Source organism: Microbacterium jejuense, assembly GCF_039544225.1.
Classification (GTDB): domain Bacteria; phylum Actinomycetota; class Actinomycetes; order Actinomycetales; family Microbacteriaceae; genus Microbacterium; species Microbacterium jejuense.
Genome location: NZ_BAABLG010000003.1, coordinates 593,802 through 608,730, shown reverse-complemented (window position 1 = coordinate 608,730; position 14,929 = coordinate 593,802). Strand labels below are relative to the sequence as shown.

General features: G+C 71.3%; 18 protein-coding genes and 1 tRNA gene. 7 read left to right on the top strand and 12 right to left on the bottom strand.

Annotated features, from left to right (window positions below; all coding sequences use genetic code 11):
* The first annotated feature begins 35 nt into the window (after nucleotides 1–35).
* A complete protein-coding gene (locus tag ABEA46_RS07340; RefSeq protein ID WP_345543724.1) occupies nucleotides 36–302 on the top strand; it encodes a DUF3039 domain-containing protein in 267 nt (88 codons plus the stop codon).
* A gap of 59 nt (nucleotides 303–361) precedes the next feature.
* Here the strand turns inward: ABEA46_RS07340 and ABEA46_RS07335 are convergent, their stop codons facing one another.
* Entirely contained in the window at nucleotides 362–1,693 is a 1,332-nt protein-coding gene (locus ABEA46_RS07335; RefSeq protein WP_345543723.1) for a nicotinate phosphoribosyltransferase, read from the bottom strand.
* Nucleotides 1,694–1,734: 41 nt separating this feature from the next.
* On the opposite strand from ABEA46_RS07335, the gene murI reads away from it, so the two are divergent.
* From murI to ABEA46_RS07315, 4 genes are all read left to right on the top strand, one after another.
* Entirely contained in the window at nucleotides 1,735–2,562 is an 828-nt protein-coding gene (murI, locus tag ABEA46_RS07330) for a glutamate racemase (RefSeq protein WP_345543722.1), read from the top strand.
* A 25-nt stretch (nucleotides 2,563–2,587) separates the two neighbouring features.
* On the top strand, nucleotides 2,588–3,331 hold the full coding sequence (gene rph, locus ABEA46_RS07325) for a ribonuclease PH (protein ID WP_345543721.1): 744 nt from the start codon (nucleotides 2,588–2,590) through the stop codon (nucleotides 3,329–3,331).
* Between the two features lie 3 nt (nucleotides 3,332–3,334).
* Complete coding sequence (gene rdgB, locus ABEA46_RS07320) at nucleotides 3,335–3,949, top strand: RdgB/HAM1 family non-canonical purine NTP pyrophosphatase (RefSeq protein WP_345543720.1); 615 nt, start codon at nucleotides 3,335–3,337, stop codon at nucleotides 3,947–3,949.
* 101 nt (nucleotides 3,950–4,050) lie between these two features.
* Nucleotides 4,051–4,962, top strand: a complete 912-nt coding sequence (locus ABEA46_RS07315; RefSeq protein ID WP_345543719.1) for a cation diffusion facilitator family transporter — start codon at nucleotides 4,051–4,053, stop codon at nucleotides 4,960–4,962.
* Nucleotides 4,963–4,964: 2 nt separating this feature from the next.
* Here the strand turns inward: ABEA46_RS07315 and ABEA46_RS07310 are convergent, their stop codons facing one another.
* On the bottom strand, nucleotides 4,965–7,472 hold the full coding sequence (locus ABEA46_RS07310; protein ID WP_345543718.1) for an ATP-dependent DNA ligase: 2,508 nt from the start codon (nucleotides 7,470–7,472) through the stop codon (nucleotides 4,965–4,967).
* A 70-nt stretch (nucleotides 7,473–7,542) separates the two neighbouring features.
* On the opposite strand from ABEA46_RS07310, the gene ku reads away from it, so the two are divergent.
* Nucleotides 7,543–8,448 carry a non-homologous end joining protein Ku gene (ku, locus tag ABEA46_RS07305; RefSeq protein ID WP_345543717.1) on the top strand — a complete coding sequence of 302 codons (906 nt, stop codon included), beginning with the start codon at nucleotides 7,543–7,545 and terminating at the stop codon, nucleotides 8,446–8,448.
* 12 nt (nucleotides 8,449–8,460) lie between these two features.
* Here the strand turns inward: ku and ABEA46_RS07300 are convergent, their stop codons facing one another.
* The 9 genes from ABEA46_RS07300 to ABEA46_RS07260 form a co-directional block, all read right to left on the bottom strand.
* Complete coding sequence (locus tag ABEA46_RS07300) at nucleotides 8,461–9,240, bottom strand: DedA family protein (protein WP_345543716.1); 780 nt, start codon at nucleotides 9,238–9,240, stop codon at nucleotides 8,461–8,463.
* A gap of 42 nt (nucleotides 9,241–9,282) precedes the next feature.
* Nucleotides 9,283–9,364 (bottom strand) — tRNA-Leu (locus tag ABEA46_RS07295).
* Between the two features lie 121 nt (nucleotides 9,365–9,485).
* Complete coding sequence (locus ABEA46_RS07290) at nucleotides 9,486–9,935, bottom strand: pilus assembly protein TadG-related protein (RefSeq protein WP_345543715.1); 450 nt, start codon at nucleotides 9,933–9,935, stop codon at nucleotides 9,486–9,488.
* Nucleotides 9,932–10,423 carry a TadE family protein gene (locus ABEA46_RS07285; protein WP_345543714.1) on the bottom strand — a complete coding sequence of 164 codons (492 nt, stop codon included), beginning with the start codon at nucleotides 10,421–10,423 and terminating at the stop codon, nucleotides 9,932–9,934. Before ABEA46_RS07285 ends, ABEA46_RS07290 begins: the two co-directional genes overlap by 4 nt.
* A complete protein-coding gene (locus ABEA46_RS07280; RefSeq protein WP_345543713.1) occupies nucleotides 10,398–10,820 on the bottom strand; it encodes a TadE/TadG family type IV pilus assembly protein in 423 nt (140 codons plus the stop codon). The genes ABEA46_RS07285 and ABEA46_RS07280 overlap by 26 nt, the downstream gene beginning before the upstream one ends.
* Before the next feature lie 15 nt (nucleotides 10,821–10,835).
* On the bottom strand, nucleotides 10,836–11,042 hold the full coding sequence (locus ABEA46_RS07275) for a hypothetical protein (RefSeq protein WP_425563166.1): 207 nt from the start codon (nucleotides 11,040–11,042) through the stop codon (nucleotides 10,836–10,838).
* 16 nt (nucleotides 11,043–11,058) lie between these two features.
* A complete protein-coding gene (locus ABEA46_RS07270; protein WP_345543712.1) occupies nucleotides 11,059–11,982 on the bottom strand; it encodes a type II secretion system F family protein in 924 nt (307 codons plus the stop codon).
* The gene (locus tag ABEA46_RS07265; RefSeq protein ID WP_345543711.1) at nucleotides 11,979–12,839 is read right to left on the bottom strand and encodes a type II secretion system F family protein; all 861 of its coding nucleotides are present in this window, start codon (nucleotides 12,837–12,839) and stop codon (nucleotides 11,979–11,981) included. Before ABEA46_RS07265 ends, ABEA46_RS07270 begins: the two co-directional genes overlap by 4 nt.
* A complete protein-coding gene (locus tag ABEA46_RS07260) occupies nucleotides 12,836–13,984 on the bottom strand; it encodes a TadA family conjugal transfer-associated ATPase (protein ID WP_345543710.1) in 1,149 nt (382 codons plus the stop codon). The genes ABEA46_RS07265 and ABEA46_RS07260 overlap by 4 nt, the downstream gene beginning before the upstream one ends.
* A 104-nt stretch (nucleotides 13,985–14,088) precedes the next feature.
* Here ABEA46_RS07260 and ABEA46_RS07255 point away from each other — a divergent pair, with 104 nt between their 5' ends.
* The gene (locus tag ABEA46_RS07255; protein WP_345543709.1) at nucleotides 14,089–14,295 is read left to right on the top strand and encodes a PLDc N-terminal domain-containing protein; all 207 of its coding nucleotides are present in this window, start codon (nucleotides 14,089–14,091) and stop codon (nucleotides 14,293–14,295) included.
* Between the two features lies 1 nt (nucleotide 14,296).
* Here ABEA46_RS07255 and ABEA46_RS07250 read toward each other — a convergent pair whose 3' ends face one another.
* Nucleotides 14,297–14,905 (bottom strand): LuxR C-terminal-related transcriptional regulator, encoded by a 609-nt coding sequence (locus ABEA46_RS07250; RefSeq protein WP_345543708.1) that lies wholly within the window; start codon nucleotides 14,903–14,905, stop codon nucleotides 14,297–14,299.
* Between the last annotated feature and the right edge of the window lie 24 nt (nucleotides 14,906–14,929).

Genomic DNA, 14,929 nt, shown 5'->3' with positions numbered 1-14,929 from the left:
CCGGAGCGTCCCTGCCGCGACTACACTGGCACACCATGAGCACGCCCCTTGACAGCCCCGACCAGGGCGGTATCGCGACCCTCGATCGCGAGCTCGAAGAGCTCCTCCGCGAAGAGCAGATCGAGCCGGGCGATCATGAGCGGTTCTCCCACTACGTCAAGAAGGACAAGATCCTCGAATCGGCGATCACCGGCAAGCCGGTGCGTGCGCTGTGCGGAAAGAAGTGGACGCCCGGACGCGATCCCGAGAAGTTCCCGGTCTGCCCGACCTGCAAAGAGATCTACGAGTCGCTCGGGGGCTGACTCAGCGCGTGCGGGCCGCGATCATCGCGGGGCGCGCCGACGAGTGAGCGAAGACGCTCTCAGCGGTCCTCCGCGTCGACGTACACGGTGGGGATCGCCGGATCCGAACGGCTGAGCGCGAGCGCCCGCACCGGCAGCTCCTCGCGCACCCGGGAGTGATGTGCCCGCGCGGCCTCGACGCCGGCGTGCCCCTCGTGCGCGGCATCCACTTCTCCGTCGATCACGAGCGGAACCTGCAGCGGGCGCGCGTCGGGGTGCGAGGACGCCGCCCCGAGCGCCTCGAAGCCGTCCGAGACCACGATGAGCTCACTGGTCGCGGTGCCGGCGTCGAGGGTGCGGAAGGCGGCTTTGCGACCGCCTTTCGAACCCTTGTCGGCCGACGCCTTCGCGACGCCGACCCATCCGCCCGCGGAGTCCTGGCGGGCGACGAGCTTGTAGACCATGCCCGCCGTCGGCGTGCCGGATCCGGTGACGACCGAGGTACCCACGCCGTACGCGTCGACGGGGGATGCCGCCAGCGCCGCGATCGCGTACTCGTCGAGGTCGCTCGTCACGGTGATGCGGGTGCCGGTCGCGCCGAGTCCGTCCAGCTGTTCGCGCACCTGCGCCGCAACCGTGGGCAGGTCGCCGGAGTCGATCCGGACGCCGCCGAGCCCCGTGCCCGCGACGCGGATCGCCGTCTCGACGCCGGTGCGGATGTCGTAGGTGTCGACCAGCAGGGTCGTGCCGACGCCGTGCGCCGCGATCTGCGCGCGGAACGCGTCCTCTTCGGTGTCGTGCAGCAGCGTCCAGGCGTGCGCGGCCGTCCCCATGGTCGGGATGCCCCACCGCCGGCCTGCTTCGAGATTCGACGTGGCGCCGAACCCGACGATGTAGGCGGCGCGTGCGGCGGCGACCGCGGACGACTCGCCGGCGCGGCGCGAGCCCATCTCGGCCAGCGGACGATCGCCGGCGGCGACGCTCATCCTGGCCGCGGCGGTCGCGACGGCGGAATCGTGGTTGAGGACGCTCAGGGCGAGGGTCTCGAGCACGACAGCCTCGGCGAACGTGCCCTCGATCGTGAGCAGCGGAGACCCGGGGAAGTAGAGCTCGCCCTCGCGGTACCCCGAGACCGAGCCGGTGAACCGATAGCCCTCGAGGAAGGCGAGGGTGGCGGGATCCACCACCCTCTCGTCGCGGAGGAAGCGCAGTTCGTCGTCGCCGAATCGGAACTCGCGCAGCAGCGACAGCAGCCGGCCGGTGCCGGCCACGACGCCGAAGCGTCGCCCGCCGGGCAGCCGGCGGCCGAACAGCTCGAACACGCAGCGCCGATGCGCTGTGCCGTCGCGCAGCGCGGCGTCGAGCATCGTGAGCTCGTAGCGGTCCGTCAGCAGAGCCGTCGAATCACCCATGCGGGTCAGCCTAGCCAGCGCCTGGCGTAGGCTGGGGCATCGTGAACGACGCGCCGATCGGAATCTTCGACTCCGGAGTCGGCGGGCTCACCGTCGCGAGGGCCGTGTCGGCCCTGCTGCCCCGGGAGTCGATCCTGTACATCGGCGACACCGCGCGCTCACCCTACGGGCCGAAGCCCATCGCCGACGTCCGCCGGTACTCGCTGGAGGTGCTCGACGACCTCGTGGCGCAGGGCGTGAAGATGCTCGTCATCGCCTGCAACACGGCGTCCGCCGCGGTCCTGCGTGACGCGCGCGAGCGCTACGACGTGCCGGTGGTCGAGGTGATCAAGCCCGCTGTGCGCACCGCGATGTCGACGAGCCGCAACGGCCGCGTCGGCGTCATCGGCACATCGGGCACGATCGGCTCGGGCGCGTATCAGGACATGCTCGGCGTCAACGAGCGGCTGACTGTGTTCGCCCAGGCGTGCCCCCGCTTCGTGGAGTTCGTCGAGGCGGGCATCACCGACTCGCCCGAGGTGCTGGCCGTCGCCGAGGAGTACCTCGCGCCGCTGCGGCATGCGGGAGTCGACACGCTCGTGCTGGGCTGCACGCACTACCCGTTCCTCGAAGGCGCCATCAGCTACGTCATGGGTCCCGACGTGTCGCTCGTGTCCAGCGACACCGAGACCGCGAAGGACGTCTACCGCCAGCTCGTGTCGCGTGATCTGCTCGCCGGCCCGGATGCCGCACCGCGGCACGTCTACGAGGCCACCGGCGCCTCGGCCGACGAGTTCCTGCGGCTCGCCCACCGGCTGATGGGCCGCGAGGTGACCGCCGTGCGGCTCGTGCAGACGGGCGCCATCGATCTTCCGACCCGCCTCGGCTGAGGCATCCATCCCTCAGAGGAGAGAAATGACCGACATCACCCGTGCCGACGGCCGCCGCGTCGACGAGCTCCGTACCGTGACGATCGAGCGGGGGTGGAGCTCGCAGGCCGAGGGATCGGCGCTGGTGTCGTTCGGCGGCACCAAGGTGCTGTGCACGGCGTCGTTCACGAACGGCGTGCCGCGCTGGCTCACCGGCAAGGGCAAGGGATGGGTCACCGCCGAGTACGCGATGCTGCCGCGCGCGACCAACAGCCGAAACGACCGCGAGAGCGTCAAGGGCAGGATCGGCGGGCGCACGCACGAGATCTCGCGCCTGATCGGCCGCGCGCTGCGCGCCGTCGTCGACACGAAGGCCCTCGGTGAGAACACGATCGTCATCGACTGCGACGTGCTGCAGGCCGACGGCGGCACGCGCACCGCGGCCATCACGGGCGCCTACGTCGCGCTCGCCGACGCGATCGAGTGGGGTCGCGCGAAGAAGTTCATCGGGCAGAAGGCGCCGGTGCTGTTCGACTCGGTGTCGGCGGTGTCGGTCGGCATCATCGACGGTGAGCCGATGCTCGACCTCGCCTATGTCGAGGACGTGCGCGCTGAGACCGACATGAACGTCGTGGTCACCGGCCGCGGCCTGTTCGTCGAGGTGCAGGGCACCGCCGAAGGGGCGCCGTTCGATAAGCGCGAGCTGGACGCGCTGCTGCAGCTCGGCGTCGACGGCTGCGCGTCGCTGCGCGAGATCCAGGCCGGCGTCCTCGCCTCCGAAGGGGAGTGAGGGATGCCGCGCCAGATCGTCCTCGCGACCCACAATCCGCACAAGGTCGAGGAGTTCCAGGCGATCGTCGCCGGCACGCGCCCCGACATCGAGGTCGTCGGATATGACGGGCCCGAACCCGTCGAGGACGGCGTGACGTTCGCCGACAACGCGCTGATCAAGGCGCGTGCCGCGGCCGCGCACACCGGGCTCGCGGCGCTCGCCGACGACTCGGGCGTGTGCGTGGACGTGCTCGGCGGCTCGCCGGGCGTGTTCTCGGCCTACTGGGCCGGGCACGCGAAAGATGCCGTGGCCAACCTGAACCTGCTGCTGGACCAGATCTCCGACATCTCGGACCCGCACCGCGCGGCGCAGTTCGTCTCGACCATCGCGCTCGTCGTGCCGTCCGCCGACGGCGGTGAGCCGGTGGAGCACGTGGTCGAAGGGGTGTGGCCGGGCCGGATCGCGACCGCCCCCTCGGGCGGTGGCGGGTTCGGGTACGACCCGGTCTTCGTGCCGGACGGTCAGGAGCCCGGCGCCGAGCGGAGCGTGGGCGAATGGACGGCCGACGAGAAGAACGCGGCATCCCACCGTTCACGGGCGTTCACAGCGCTCGCACCGCTGCTGTCCACGCTGTGAGCGGTTCCGCCGGCGGGGATGCGGTGCGAGTGAGAATCACACTCATTCCCGACTAGGCCGAGCGGGGCTCCGGGCCACGGACCCGGGCTTAGCCTGGGCACATGCACGATCACGCGCCCACCGGGATCCGAGGTGCCGGCAACCGCAGGCTGCTCGCGATCTCGCTCGCGATCACCTCCACCGTCATGGTGGTGCAGGTGGTCGGCGCGGCGCTGTCGGGCTCGCTCGCGCTGCTCGCCGACGCCGCGCACATGTTCACCGATGCCGCCGCCCTGGTGGTGGCGCTCATCGCGAGCACCGTCGCCGCGCGCCCGGCCAACGATCGCCGCACCTTCGGGTACCAGCGGGCCGAGGTGTTCGGCGCGCTGGTCAACGGCATCATCCTGATCCTGCTGTCGGCGTGGGTCGCGTTCGAGGGCATCTCCCGCCTGCTCCGCCCGGCCCAGATCGAGGTCCAGGGCGGCCTCATGCTCGTCGTCGCGATCGTCGGCCTCATCGCGAACGCCGTCGCGATGTGGATGCTGAGCTCGGCGCAGCGCCGCAGCATCAACGTGCGCGGGGCGTACATCGAGGTCATGGGCGACCTGATCGGCTCTGCCGCGGTCATCGTCGCCGCGGTGATCGTCGTCACGACGGGCTGGAACCAGGCCGACGCGATCGCGTCGCTGTTCATCGCCGCGATGATCGTGCCGCGCGCCTTCAGCCTGCTGCGCGAGGTCGTCTCGGTGTTCGCCGAGTCGGCGCCGAAGGGCACCCACGTGCAGGACATCCGCGACCACATCCTCACCACTCCCGGGGTGGTCGATGTGCACGACGTCCATGTGTGGCAGCTGACGCGCGGCGCACCGGTGTTCACCGCCCACGTCGTGGTCGAGGAGTCGGCGCTCGCCGACGGCCGGGCCGCCGGCATCCTGAGCGGGCTGCAGACCTGTCTGTCGGAGCACTTCGACGTCGAGCACTCGACGTTCCAGCTGGAGCCCGCGGGACACGTCGAGCATGACGCGCACGCCTGAGGTCAGAGCTCGGGCCGCACGTCGGCGGGGGACTTGTCGGGCCGAAGGCCCCGCCATCGCGCCTGGCGCAGGATGCCGCCCGGCGTGAACTCGGCGAACTCGACCTCGCCGACGACCTCCGGCCGCACCCACAGCGCGTCGCGCGCGTCGAGGTCTGGCACCCCCTCGAACGGGTTCTCGTCGGTGCGGATCGGCCGCAGCAGCTGTTCGAGCGTCGCGAGCGTCGCGTCCGAGAAGCCTGAGCCCACGCGCCCGGCGTAGCGGATCCGGCCGGTCGCGGCATCCGGGATCCCGACCAGCAGTGATCCGATCGACCCCGAGCGTCCGCCCTTGCCGGGGCGGATCGCGCCGATCACGACCTCCTGCGTCAGCGTGAGCTTGAGTTTGAGCCAGTCCTCGGAGCGCTGTCCGCGGCGGTAGGCCGACGCGGGGTTCTTCACGACGATGCCTTCCAGCCCGAACCGCCGCGACGCGGCCAGCGCATCGTCCACGTCGTCGAACACCGGCGGCACGACGATCGCGGGGATCGCGTCGCGGCCCACCTCCTCGAGGACGCCGCGGCGTTCCTGCAGGGGGAGGGATGCCGCATCCGCCCCTCCCCGTGCCAGCACGTCGAACAGGTAGTAGTGGACAGGGGTGCGTGGGGCCTCGCGCTCGATCTCGCGGGGCTTGGAGAGGTTCATGCGATTCTGCAGCCGCGGGAAGCTCGGGCGTCCGTTCGCGTCGAGCGCCACGATCTCGCCGTCCAGCACGGCGGGCTCGGGACCCAGGCCGGGGTCGGCGCGGGTGAGCTCGGGGTACTTCGCCGTGATGTCGTTGCCGCTGCGCGCCCGCAGCCGCAGCCGGCGCCCGTCCCAGATCCCCACGGCGCGGATGCCGTCCCATTTCATCTCGACCCAGGCCTCGTCGTACCCGCTGGCCCGCGCCCACTCGCGCGAGGCCGCGCGGGCCAGGCCGACCGTGGTCGTCGTGGCGAGCATCGGCCGCAGCTGCGACGGCGTCGGCATCGCCGCTTCGGCGGCGGGGGAGGCGTTCGCCGGGGCCGCGGATCCGCGCGGGACGTCGGCCTGCTCGGAGGCCACGACAGCCGGGCCGTCGTGCTGAGGCCGGCCGCCGGCATCCGTCTTCATCCGGTGCAGCAGCCACTGCGACTTCTCGCCCTGCCCCGACGTGCGGATCAGCGCCAGCCGCACTCGGCCGAGCGGGCCGCCGGGACGCCCTTCGGCGGTGAAGATCACCTCGCCGTCCTTCTCGCTCTCGCGCCACTTCTCCAGCTCGTAGCGACCGTCGTCCCAGATCGTCATGGTGCCCGCGCCGTACTCGCCGCGCGGGATCGTCCCCTCGAACGTCGCGTACTGCATGGGATGGTCCTCGGTGCGGACGGCGAGGCTGTTGCGCGAAGTGGTCGGAGGGATGCCGCGCGGCACCGCCCAGCTGACGAGAACGCCGTCGCGCTCCAGGCGCAGGTCCCAGTGCAGCGCCGTCGCGTGATGCTCCTGGATCACGAACCGCGGCAGCTCGCCGGACGCGGAGGCGGCCCCCAGCGCATTGGACGGCACGGGCTCGGGGGTGCGCCCCGCGCTGCGCTTGGCGATGTAGGCCGCAAGCGGGCCATCGGCGGCCTCGCGGCCCCCGGCATGGAACCCGAGCGCCGCCATCGGGTCGCCGATCGTCGCCGCCCGCTCCAGCACCTCGTCGAACAGCAGTTGGCGCAGTCCGGGGTCGTCGAGCTCTTCCCACGTGCGCGGCGCGGCGACGGTCGGGTGTGCGCGTCCGCGCAGCGAGTACGGCGCGATGGTCGTCTTGGCGCCGTTGTTCTGGCTCCAGTCGATGAACACCCGCCCGCCGCGCGCGGCCTTGGCCATCTCGCTGACGACGAGGTCGGGATGGTCAGCCTCCAGGGCCCGTGCCAGCTCTTTGGCGACGGCCGACGCCTGCTCGGTCGAATGCCCCGGCGGGAGGGCCGCGTAGAGGTGGACGCCCTTGCTGCCGCTGGTCACGGGATACGGCTCGAGACCTGTCGCGACGAGGATCTCGCGAGCCCAGCCGGCCACTGTCGCGCATTCGGTGAGGCCCACGCCCGGACCCGGATCGAGATCCAGGACGAGACGGTCGGCGTCGCCGCGGTCACCGTCCGCGGTGAACCGCCACTGCGGCACATGCAGCTCCAGGCTCGCCACCTGCGCGAGGTAGACGAGGGTGGGCGCGTCGCCGATGAGCGGGTACTCCTTGGTTCCGGTGGAGTGCGGGATCGGCATCCGCCGCACCCACGACGGGGCGCCGCGCTCCAGGTCCTTCGCGAAGAACTCCGGGTGATCGACGCCCTCGGGCCAGCGCTTGCGGGTCACCGGCCGGCCCACGACGTGCGGGATCAGGAGCGGCGCGATGCGCGTGTAGTAGTCGATCACCTCGCCCTTGGTGGTGCCCGACTCGGGGTAGAGGACCTTTTCGAGGTTCGTCAGGCGCAGGCGGCGGCCGTCGATGCGCACCAGCTGCTCGTCGCCCGCCATGTGGCCAGGGTAGCGGCGGCGCCGGCGCAGGGGGTGGCCGGGTGTCGGGACCCTGGTGTTCACTGGTGGGGTGAGAGCGATCTGGAAGGGTGCCCTGACGTTCGGACTCGTGAACGTCCCGGTCAAGGTCTATGCCGCGACCGAGGACCACGACGTGTCGCTGCACCAGGTGCACAACAAGGACGGCGGCCGCATCCGCTACCAGCGGATCTGCGAGATCGACGGCGAGGTCGTGCCGTACTCCGACATCGACAAGGCGTACGACGACGGCGAGAAGACCGTCGTGCTGACCAAGGACGACCTGGACTCGCTGCCCGCCGAGCGCAGCCGCGAGATCGACGTCGTCGAGTTCGTGCCGAGCGAGCAGATCGACCTGCTCACCCTCGACCGCGCGTACTACCTCGAACCGGACTCGATGTCGCCCAAGGCCTACGTGCTGCTGCGCCGGACGCTCGAGCAGACCGACCGCACCGCGATCGTGCGATTCTCGCTGCGCCAGAAGACCCGGCTCGCGGCGTTGCGGGTGCGAGGCGACGTGCTCGTGCTGCAGACGCTGCTGTGGGCCGACGAGGTGCGTGAGGCGGCGTTCCCCGCGCTGGACGAGCCGGTGCGCATCTCGGCGAAAGAGCTGGAGCTGTCGGCATCCCTCGTCGAGAGCTTCGCGAGCGATTTCGATCCCGAGGCGTTCACGGATGAGTATCAGGACGAACTGCGCACGCTGATCGAGGCGAAGCTCGAGAAGGGCGACGCGCTCGACACGTCCGAGACGTTCGGCGAGCAGGAGGAGCAGGAGACCGGCGGCGAGGTCATCGACCTGATGGCCGCGCTCCGGGCGAGCGTCGAGAAGTCGCGCGCGGCCCGCGAGGGCGCAACGGCCAAGGCAGACAAGAAGGATGCCCCGGCCTCCGCGAAGAGCGAGGTCGAGGCATCCAGCAAGCCGGCGGCGAAGAAGACCGCGAAGAAGAAGGCGTCCTGAGGCCGAAGGCGATCAGGCCTTCGGCGACTCGCCGTGGTCGGGGCCGCGCTCGAACACCTCGGCGTCGAGGACGAGCGCCTCGGCCTCGGCGTGGTCGGTGACGACGTCCGCGCCGGCCGCCGCCTCCTTGCGCGCCTTGCTGCGCTCGCGCAGGTAGTGCCACAGCGTGACGACCGCGGTGCCGCCGACGGCGGCGAGCAGGATCAGGTCGATGTAGTTCTCGACGAAGGTGGCCACCGGAGGGATGAACCCGATCAGGTAGCCGAACATCGTGAGCCCGAAGCCCCACAGCACGGCGCCGATGAAGTTGTACAGCGTGTACATCCACTTGTTCATGTGCCCGACGCCGGCGGCGACCGGGGCGAACGTGCGGACGATCGGAACGAAGCGGGCGAGGATGACGGTGACGCCGCCGAACCGTTCGAAGAACGCGTTGGTGCGTTCGACGTTCTTGACACTGAAGAGGCCCGATTCCTTGCGCTCGAAGATCGCGGGCCCGCCCTTGTGTCCGATGTAGTACCCGACTTCACCGCCGATGAACGCCGCGAGGCCGATGAGCAGCGCCACCCACCACACGCTGAGGCCGAAGATCCCGTGGGGTGCCGCGTCCTGCGGATGCGACAGCAGACCGGAGATGACCAGCAGCGTGTCGCCGGGCAGGAGGAAGCCGATCAGCAGACCGGTCTCGGCGAACACGATGAAGCACACGACGGCGAGTGCCCAGGGGCCGGCCCATTCGATGATCGCGGCGGGATCCAGCCAGGGGATCAGGGCAGTGGGAACAGCGTGCACGGTTAGTCCCGTCGTAGTCGGCGGAGGATGCGAGAACTCGCGTGCGGAAGGTGGGACTTGAACCCACACGCCCGAAGGCACAGGAACCTAAATCCTGCGTGTCTGCCGATTTCACCACTCCCGCGAGTGGGTCTCAGTCTACTGAGGCGTCTGACGATCGGCTGTGGGGCTGACCCCCGTATCGGCGGTGAGTTCGCGCGATCGCGTCGCACGGCCGATGGATGCGCAGACTGTCGCCGGAGCAGTCAGCGCAGCGCCGTGCGACTGGTCGCGGTCGCCTCCAGGCGCACGCCGTCCGGCACGAAGACGGTGACCACGGGCGGACGCCACGCGTCCGTCACGGTGACGCGTGCCGAGGAGCCGTCGGGGGCGGTCGCCGACACGAGGCGCGCGTCGCCGCCGATCTCTTCCAGCATCGCCCGCGCCTCACGCTCGACGTCGGCGTCCGACAGGGTGGCGACGGCTCCGGCGCCGGTCACGGTGAGCTCGAAGCCGTCCGCGGCGGCGAGTGCGGCGGCATCGGCCACCGCGTCGAGGCTCTTCTGAGCGAGGTACAGGCTCGTCGCCGCCGTGCAGACCAGCACCACGGCGATCGCGAGGATGCCGTAGCCCAGGGTGAGCAGCAGCACGCTCCCTTCGTCATCCGGGTCGTCCGCACGGCGTCGACGCAGGGGTCGGCGCGGGCGCGTCGTCATCGTTCGCTCCAGAACCGCGAGACCTTCTGGACCGCGGTGGCCTCGACAGGGATGGATGCCAGCTCGTCGAGGCCGAGGACGGGAGGGACCAGCGGCAGGGCGACGGTGGTGCGGACCGTGATGTGGATGGTCGCGCCGGCGCGCGGGCACGCTGCGCCGGCGGGCGTGCAGACGATGGAGAGGTCCACGTGGTCGAGGTCGTACTCGTCCGAGACGGACGAGAGCACGGCGTCGGCCCGCGACCGCGCATCGGCATCGTCGGCGGCGGTCGACACCGCACGGGCGATGTGGCGCGCGGCGGCCTCGGCTCCGAGGCTCTGGCCCTGGACGAGTCCGAGCGCGACGATGAGGTACACGATCGGCACCAGCAGGAGCAGCCCGAGCAGGATGAACTCCAGAGCAGCGGAACCGCGCTCGCCGTCGTCGACGTCGTGCGCGCCGAGTGCGGGGACGACGCACGATTCAGTCGAACGATTCGACGGGCGCATGCGCCGTCACCTCCAGGGCGCGCGGGGCGCCCAGCAGCCCGACGAGGGGGAGTGTCGTGGTGACGCGAACTTCGACGGCGTCGTGGCCCAGCGATGTCGTCTCGCGCACGCGCACGTCCGTCGCATACTCGGCGCCGACCGTGCGGGTCAGGATGTCGCGGGTCCGGCGCGCTCCGTCGTCGAGCGACGTGTCGGCGAGAGCGGCTTCGTATGCCCCCTCGACGGCGGCGTCATGGACGACGTTGCGCACGTAGACGGCGAGGCCGAACTGCAGCACGGCGAGAGTGAGGACGGTCAGGAGCGTCCCGACGAGCACGAACTCGACGGGGCTCGCTCCGGTGTCGTCGTGCAGATCGTCGCGCAGTCGGGCGCGCACGCCCGCCGCGAGGCGGATCACGGCGACACGCACGCCTTACAGCCCGGATCCCGACACGCGCTTGAGCGCCTGATCGAACAGGTCGGCCAGCGCGGGGCCGGCAAGGGCCCAGATCACGACGACCAGCCCGGCAGTCATCAGGGTGATCAGCACCCACCCGGGCACGTCGCCCCGCTCGTCGTCCGCCAGGTCGCCGGCGGCCGTGTGCAGTCGCGCCACGAGGCGCAGCATCCGTTCTTTCATGATCACCTTTCTGGGTTCAGCCGAGTCCGAGACGCAGCATGAAGATGCCGGGGAAGACCGCGAACAGCACGCTCAGCGGCAGGATGAGGAAGACCAGCGGGAAGAGCATGTAGATCTCCTTGCGGCCGGCCCGCTCGATCAGCGTGCGCTTGGCGTCCTCGCGCGCGTCGAGAGCCTGCGCCTGCAGGACGTGCGCGAGCGGTGCGCCGCGGTCGATCGCCGCGACGAGCTGGTCGACGGATCGCGTGAGAGCGGGGATCTCCAATCCGGCGGCCAGACGCGCGAGCGACTCCGACAGCGGAGAACCGGTGCCGACGGCGACCACCACGCCGCGCAGCTCGGTCGTGAGCTCGCCGGCGCCGACCTCGCTCACCCGGCGCAGCGAGTCGAGGATGCCCTCGCCGGCCGACAGGCAGAGCGACAGGAACTCCAGGACCGTGGGAAGCTCCTCCTCGATGCGTGCGGCACGGTTCTTGGCGGCACGCGTGAGCCACGCGTCGTACCCGAGCGCTCCGGCGACGGCCGCGACCGGGGGGAGCAGGCCCAGTGCCGGTGATCCGCGGCCGGCGAGGACGAGCCCGACGATCACGACGCCGCCGGCCGCGAGTCCGGCGACGGCCCAGCCCAGCTGTCGAACGCGGAAGCGGGCGGCGTCGATGCTCCAGCCGGCACGGTGCAGACGCTGGTCGAGGGCGGCATCGCCGCCCGCGAGGCGGGCGAGGCGCACGCGGAGCGTCGTCGACCAGGCTGCGCCGACCGCGGCACCGGTCACGTCGAGGCCACGCGCATCGGTGACGTCGCGGATGTACGGGGCGATGCGGCGGGCGAGGCCAGGCGCGCCCCATCGCGGTGTGAGCGAGACGAGCAGGCACACGCCGACGCCCAGCGAAGTGCCCAGCACGACCGCGTAGGCGAGGTCGGTCGCCGTGAAGACGATCATCCGAACCACCTGCGAGGCTCGGGCAGGCGTCCGAGACGGAGCATCAGCCGATAGGCGATGAACGACACTGCCGCGCCGACGAGGATGAGCGCGATGCCGGCGGGACTGCGGTAGGCGCTCGCGCCCTCGGGGCGCATCGCGAGGAGGGCGAGGATCACCCAGGGCGCCACGACGCCGAGGATCGCGGCGCCGCGGATCCACGACTGCCGGGACTCGACCTCGGCGCGCAGCGCCGCGTCGGCCCGCACCGAGGCGGCGAGCGCGCGCAGGACCGCCGTCAGCTCGGTGCCGCCCACCTGACGCGCCATGCGGAGCGTCTCGACGATCCGGTCGGACACCGGGTCGGCGAGGTTCGCCTTCAGGCGGAGGACGCTGGAGTCGAAGTGACCCGAGGCGGCCATGTCGCGGGAGAACGCCGCGAACGCCGGTCGCAGCTCGGCGGGGGCGGACTCGGCCAGGCTCGACACGGCGTCGGGAAGCGACATGCCCGCACGCACGGAGGCGATCAGCAGGTCGCACACGTCCGGCCACAGCCCGCGCCGTGTGCGCAGCAGCCGAGAGCACCGCGCGCGCAGCCACGCGAACGGCGTGACGGCGCCGGCGGCTGCGGCGACGACCGCGAGCGCCGCCACCGGCGCGACGAGCCAGGCGACGGCGGCGCAGACGACCGCGCACACCGCCGAGCCGATCACCAGCGAGGTCGATGAGAAGCGCGCCATCCCCGCGTCCTCGAGCAGCCGGACGAGCCGCCCACGGCGCGTCGGTGCGGCGGGACGGGTCCGATCCGCGGGCCACAGCCAGGGCGACATCGCCAGAAGCAGGCCGGCCGCGAGCACCGCGCCCCAGACGAATGTCATGCGGAATCCGCCCGGTACAGCGTGCGTGCCCCGATGACGCCGTCGTCGACGCCGGTGGGCGCCACGATCTCGACGACGCGCCGTCTCCCGCTCCCGTCGCGCTCGCAGTGCGCGACGAGATCGACGGATGCCGCGACCGCCGGCCGCACGAAAGCAGAGTCGATGTTTCGGCCGGCCAGGAGCGGCAGGGCCGCCAGCTTGCCGAGCGCCTCTCGCGCCGAGTTCGCGTGGATGGTGGCCGCACCCGGAACGCCCGTGTTGAGCGCGAGCAGCAGGTCGAGCGCCTCGGCATCGCGCACCTCGCCGACCACCAGCCGGTCGGGGCGCATGCGCAGCGCCTCCTTGACGAGGCGTCGAAGGGTGACCTCGCCGGTGCCCTCCAGGCTGGGCTGGCGTCCTTGCAGCGACACGATGTCGGCGGCGGCCACGGCGAGCTCGAACGTCTCTTCCACAGTCACGATGCGGTGCTCGGACGGGCACGCGGCGATCAACGCGCCGAGCAGCGTCGTCTTTCCGGCGTGGGTGGCGCCCGACACGAGGACCGAGCGCCCGTCGATCATCGCGTCACGCAGCAGCGCGGCCGCCGACGGTGCGAGCGAACCCGCGGCGACGAGCCGGCCGAGATCGCGGAACGCCGGGAGGAACTTGCGGATGTTGACCGCCCAATGCCGTCTCGTGATATCGGGGATCACCACGTGCAGACGGGAGCCGTCGGGCAGCGACGCGTCGACGAACGGCTGGCTCAGGTCGACCCGGCGGCCGCTGGACTGCAGCATCCGTTCGACGAGGTCCCGCACCTCGGTGTCGGTGAGCGTCAGCGCAGCGCGCTCGGCGACGCCGCCCCTCGCCACGAACACGCGGTCCGGAGCGTTGATCCACAGCTCTTCGACAGTGGGGTCGTCGAGGTAGGCCTGCAGCGGACCGTAGCCCGCCACGACGGCGAGCACGTCGCGCACGCACGCGGCCTCGTCGTCGACTGTCGCGAGCCCGCGGGCCAGCGCGTAGTCGTTGTGGCGGCGGACTTCGTGTCGCGCGACCTGCGCGGCGAACTCGGGGTCCCGTGCCGGGTCGGACCGTTCGGCGCGGAGCCGCTCCCGCACCCGCTCGGCCACGAGGGTGGCCACGGGTGCGGTCGAGGAGGTCACCGGAGCATCCTCGCAAGAAACGCCGATCGGGCCGGAAAGTTATCCACAGACGTGCGCGCCGCCCGAGAGCAGAGCAGGATGGAGGGACGAACGAAGGGGTGAGCATGGCGAAGAAGGAGATCGCTCCGGCGGCGCAGGCAGGACTGGGGCTGGCGGGGCTCGTGCAGGTGGTGTTCGCGTTCCTCGCGTTCTGGGATCTCGCCCATCGCGAGGCTGAAGAGGTGCGCGGGCCCAAGGCCGCCTGGATCCCGGCGATCCTCGTCAACTGGATCGGCCCGGCGAGCTACTTCCTGTTCGGCATCCGCCGCTGACTCAGTCCTGACCGGCGTCGCTGCTCGCTCGCGCCGCAATCGCAACGGCCTCCATGCGCGAGTGGACGCCGAGCTTCATGAGCAGGTTCTGCATGTGGGCGCCGACGGTCTTGATGCTGATGCCCATGGCTGTCGCGACCTGCTTCTGGGTGAGGCCCTCGGTCGTCAGGGCGAGCACCTCGCGCTCCCGCGAGCTGAGTGACGACAGCCGCCGCAGATCGGCGGTGGCGTTGCGGGCCGGCTTCGTGCGCTCGATGAGGCGGCGCACGCGGGCGAGGAACTCCTCGGCGTCCATGGTCTCGGCCGCGTAGTCGTCCGCGCCCACGAGCAGCCCCGCCACCACATCGGCGGGCGTCACTCTCTCGGCCGACACGAGCACCGCCGGGATGTCCGGCCCGTACCGGTCGCGCAACTCCCTCAGGAACCCGCAGCCCCCGTCCTCGACCTCGAGTATCGCCACCGCTGGTGGCGTCGAATTCAGGGCGGCTGCGGCATCCATCGCTCTGCCGAAGGCCGCCGACGGCAGCCCGAGACGACGCAGCAGAGCGACGTAACCGCCCCGGACATGGTCTCCGGCGACCACCAGCGCAAATGGATCTTCCGCGCCCACGATTCCCTCCCAGAAAACCGCGTG

Bases quoted from the DNA above. Each gene is read 5' to 3' on its own strand.
- ABEA46_RS07340 (WP_345543724.1), top strand. From the start codon at position 36: ATGAGCACGCCCCTTGACAGCCCCGACCAGGGCGGTATCGCGACCCTC.
- ABEA46_RS07335 (WP_345543723.1), bottom strand. From the start codon at position 1,693: ATGGGTGATTCGACGGCTCTGCTGACGGACCGCTACGAGCTCACGATG.
- rph (WP_345543721.1), top strand. From the start codon at position 2,588: ATGACCGACATCACCCGTGCCGACGGCCGCCGCGTCGACGAGCTCCGT.
- rdgB (WP_345543720.1), top strand. From the start codon at position 3,335: ATGCCGCGCCAGATCGTCCTCGCGACCCACAATCCGCACAAGGTCGAG.
- ABEA46_RS07315 (WP_345543719.1), top strand. From the start codon at position 4,051: ATGCACGATCACGCGCCCACCGGGATCCGAGGTGCCGGCAACCGCAGG.
- ABEA46_RS07310 (WP_345543718.1), bottom strand. From the start codon at position 7,472: ATGGCGGGCGACGAGCAGCTGGTGCGCATCGACGGCCGCCGCCTGCGC.
- ABEA46_RS07290 (WP_345543715.1), bottom strand. From the start codon at position 9,935: ATGACGACGCGCCCGCGCCGACCCCTGCGTCGACGCCGTGCGGACGAC.
- ABEA46_RS07285 (WP_345543714.1), bottom strand. From the start codon at position 10,423: ATGCGCCCGTCGAATCGTTCGACTGAATCGTGCGTCGTCCCCGCACTC.
- ABEA46_RS07275 (WP_425563166.1), bottom strand. From the start codon at position 11,042: ATGAAAGAACGGATGCTGCGCCTCGTGGCGCGACTGCACACGGCCGCC.
- ABEA46_RS07270 (WP_345543712.1), bottom strand. From the start codon at position 11,982: ATGATCGTCTTCACGGCGACCGACCTCGCCTACGCGGTCGTGCTGGGC.
- ABEA46_RS07265 (WP_345543711.1), bottom strand. From the start codon at position 12,839: ATGACATTCGTCTGGGGCGCGGTGCTCGCGGCCGGCCTGCTTCTGGCG.
- ABEA46_RS07255 (WP_345543709.1), top strand. From the start codon at position 14,089: ATGGCGAAGAAGGAGATCGCTCCGGCGGCGCAGGCAGGACTGGGGCTG.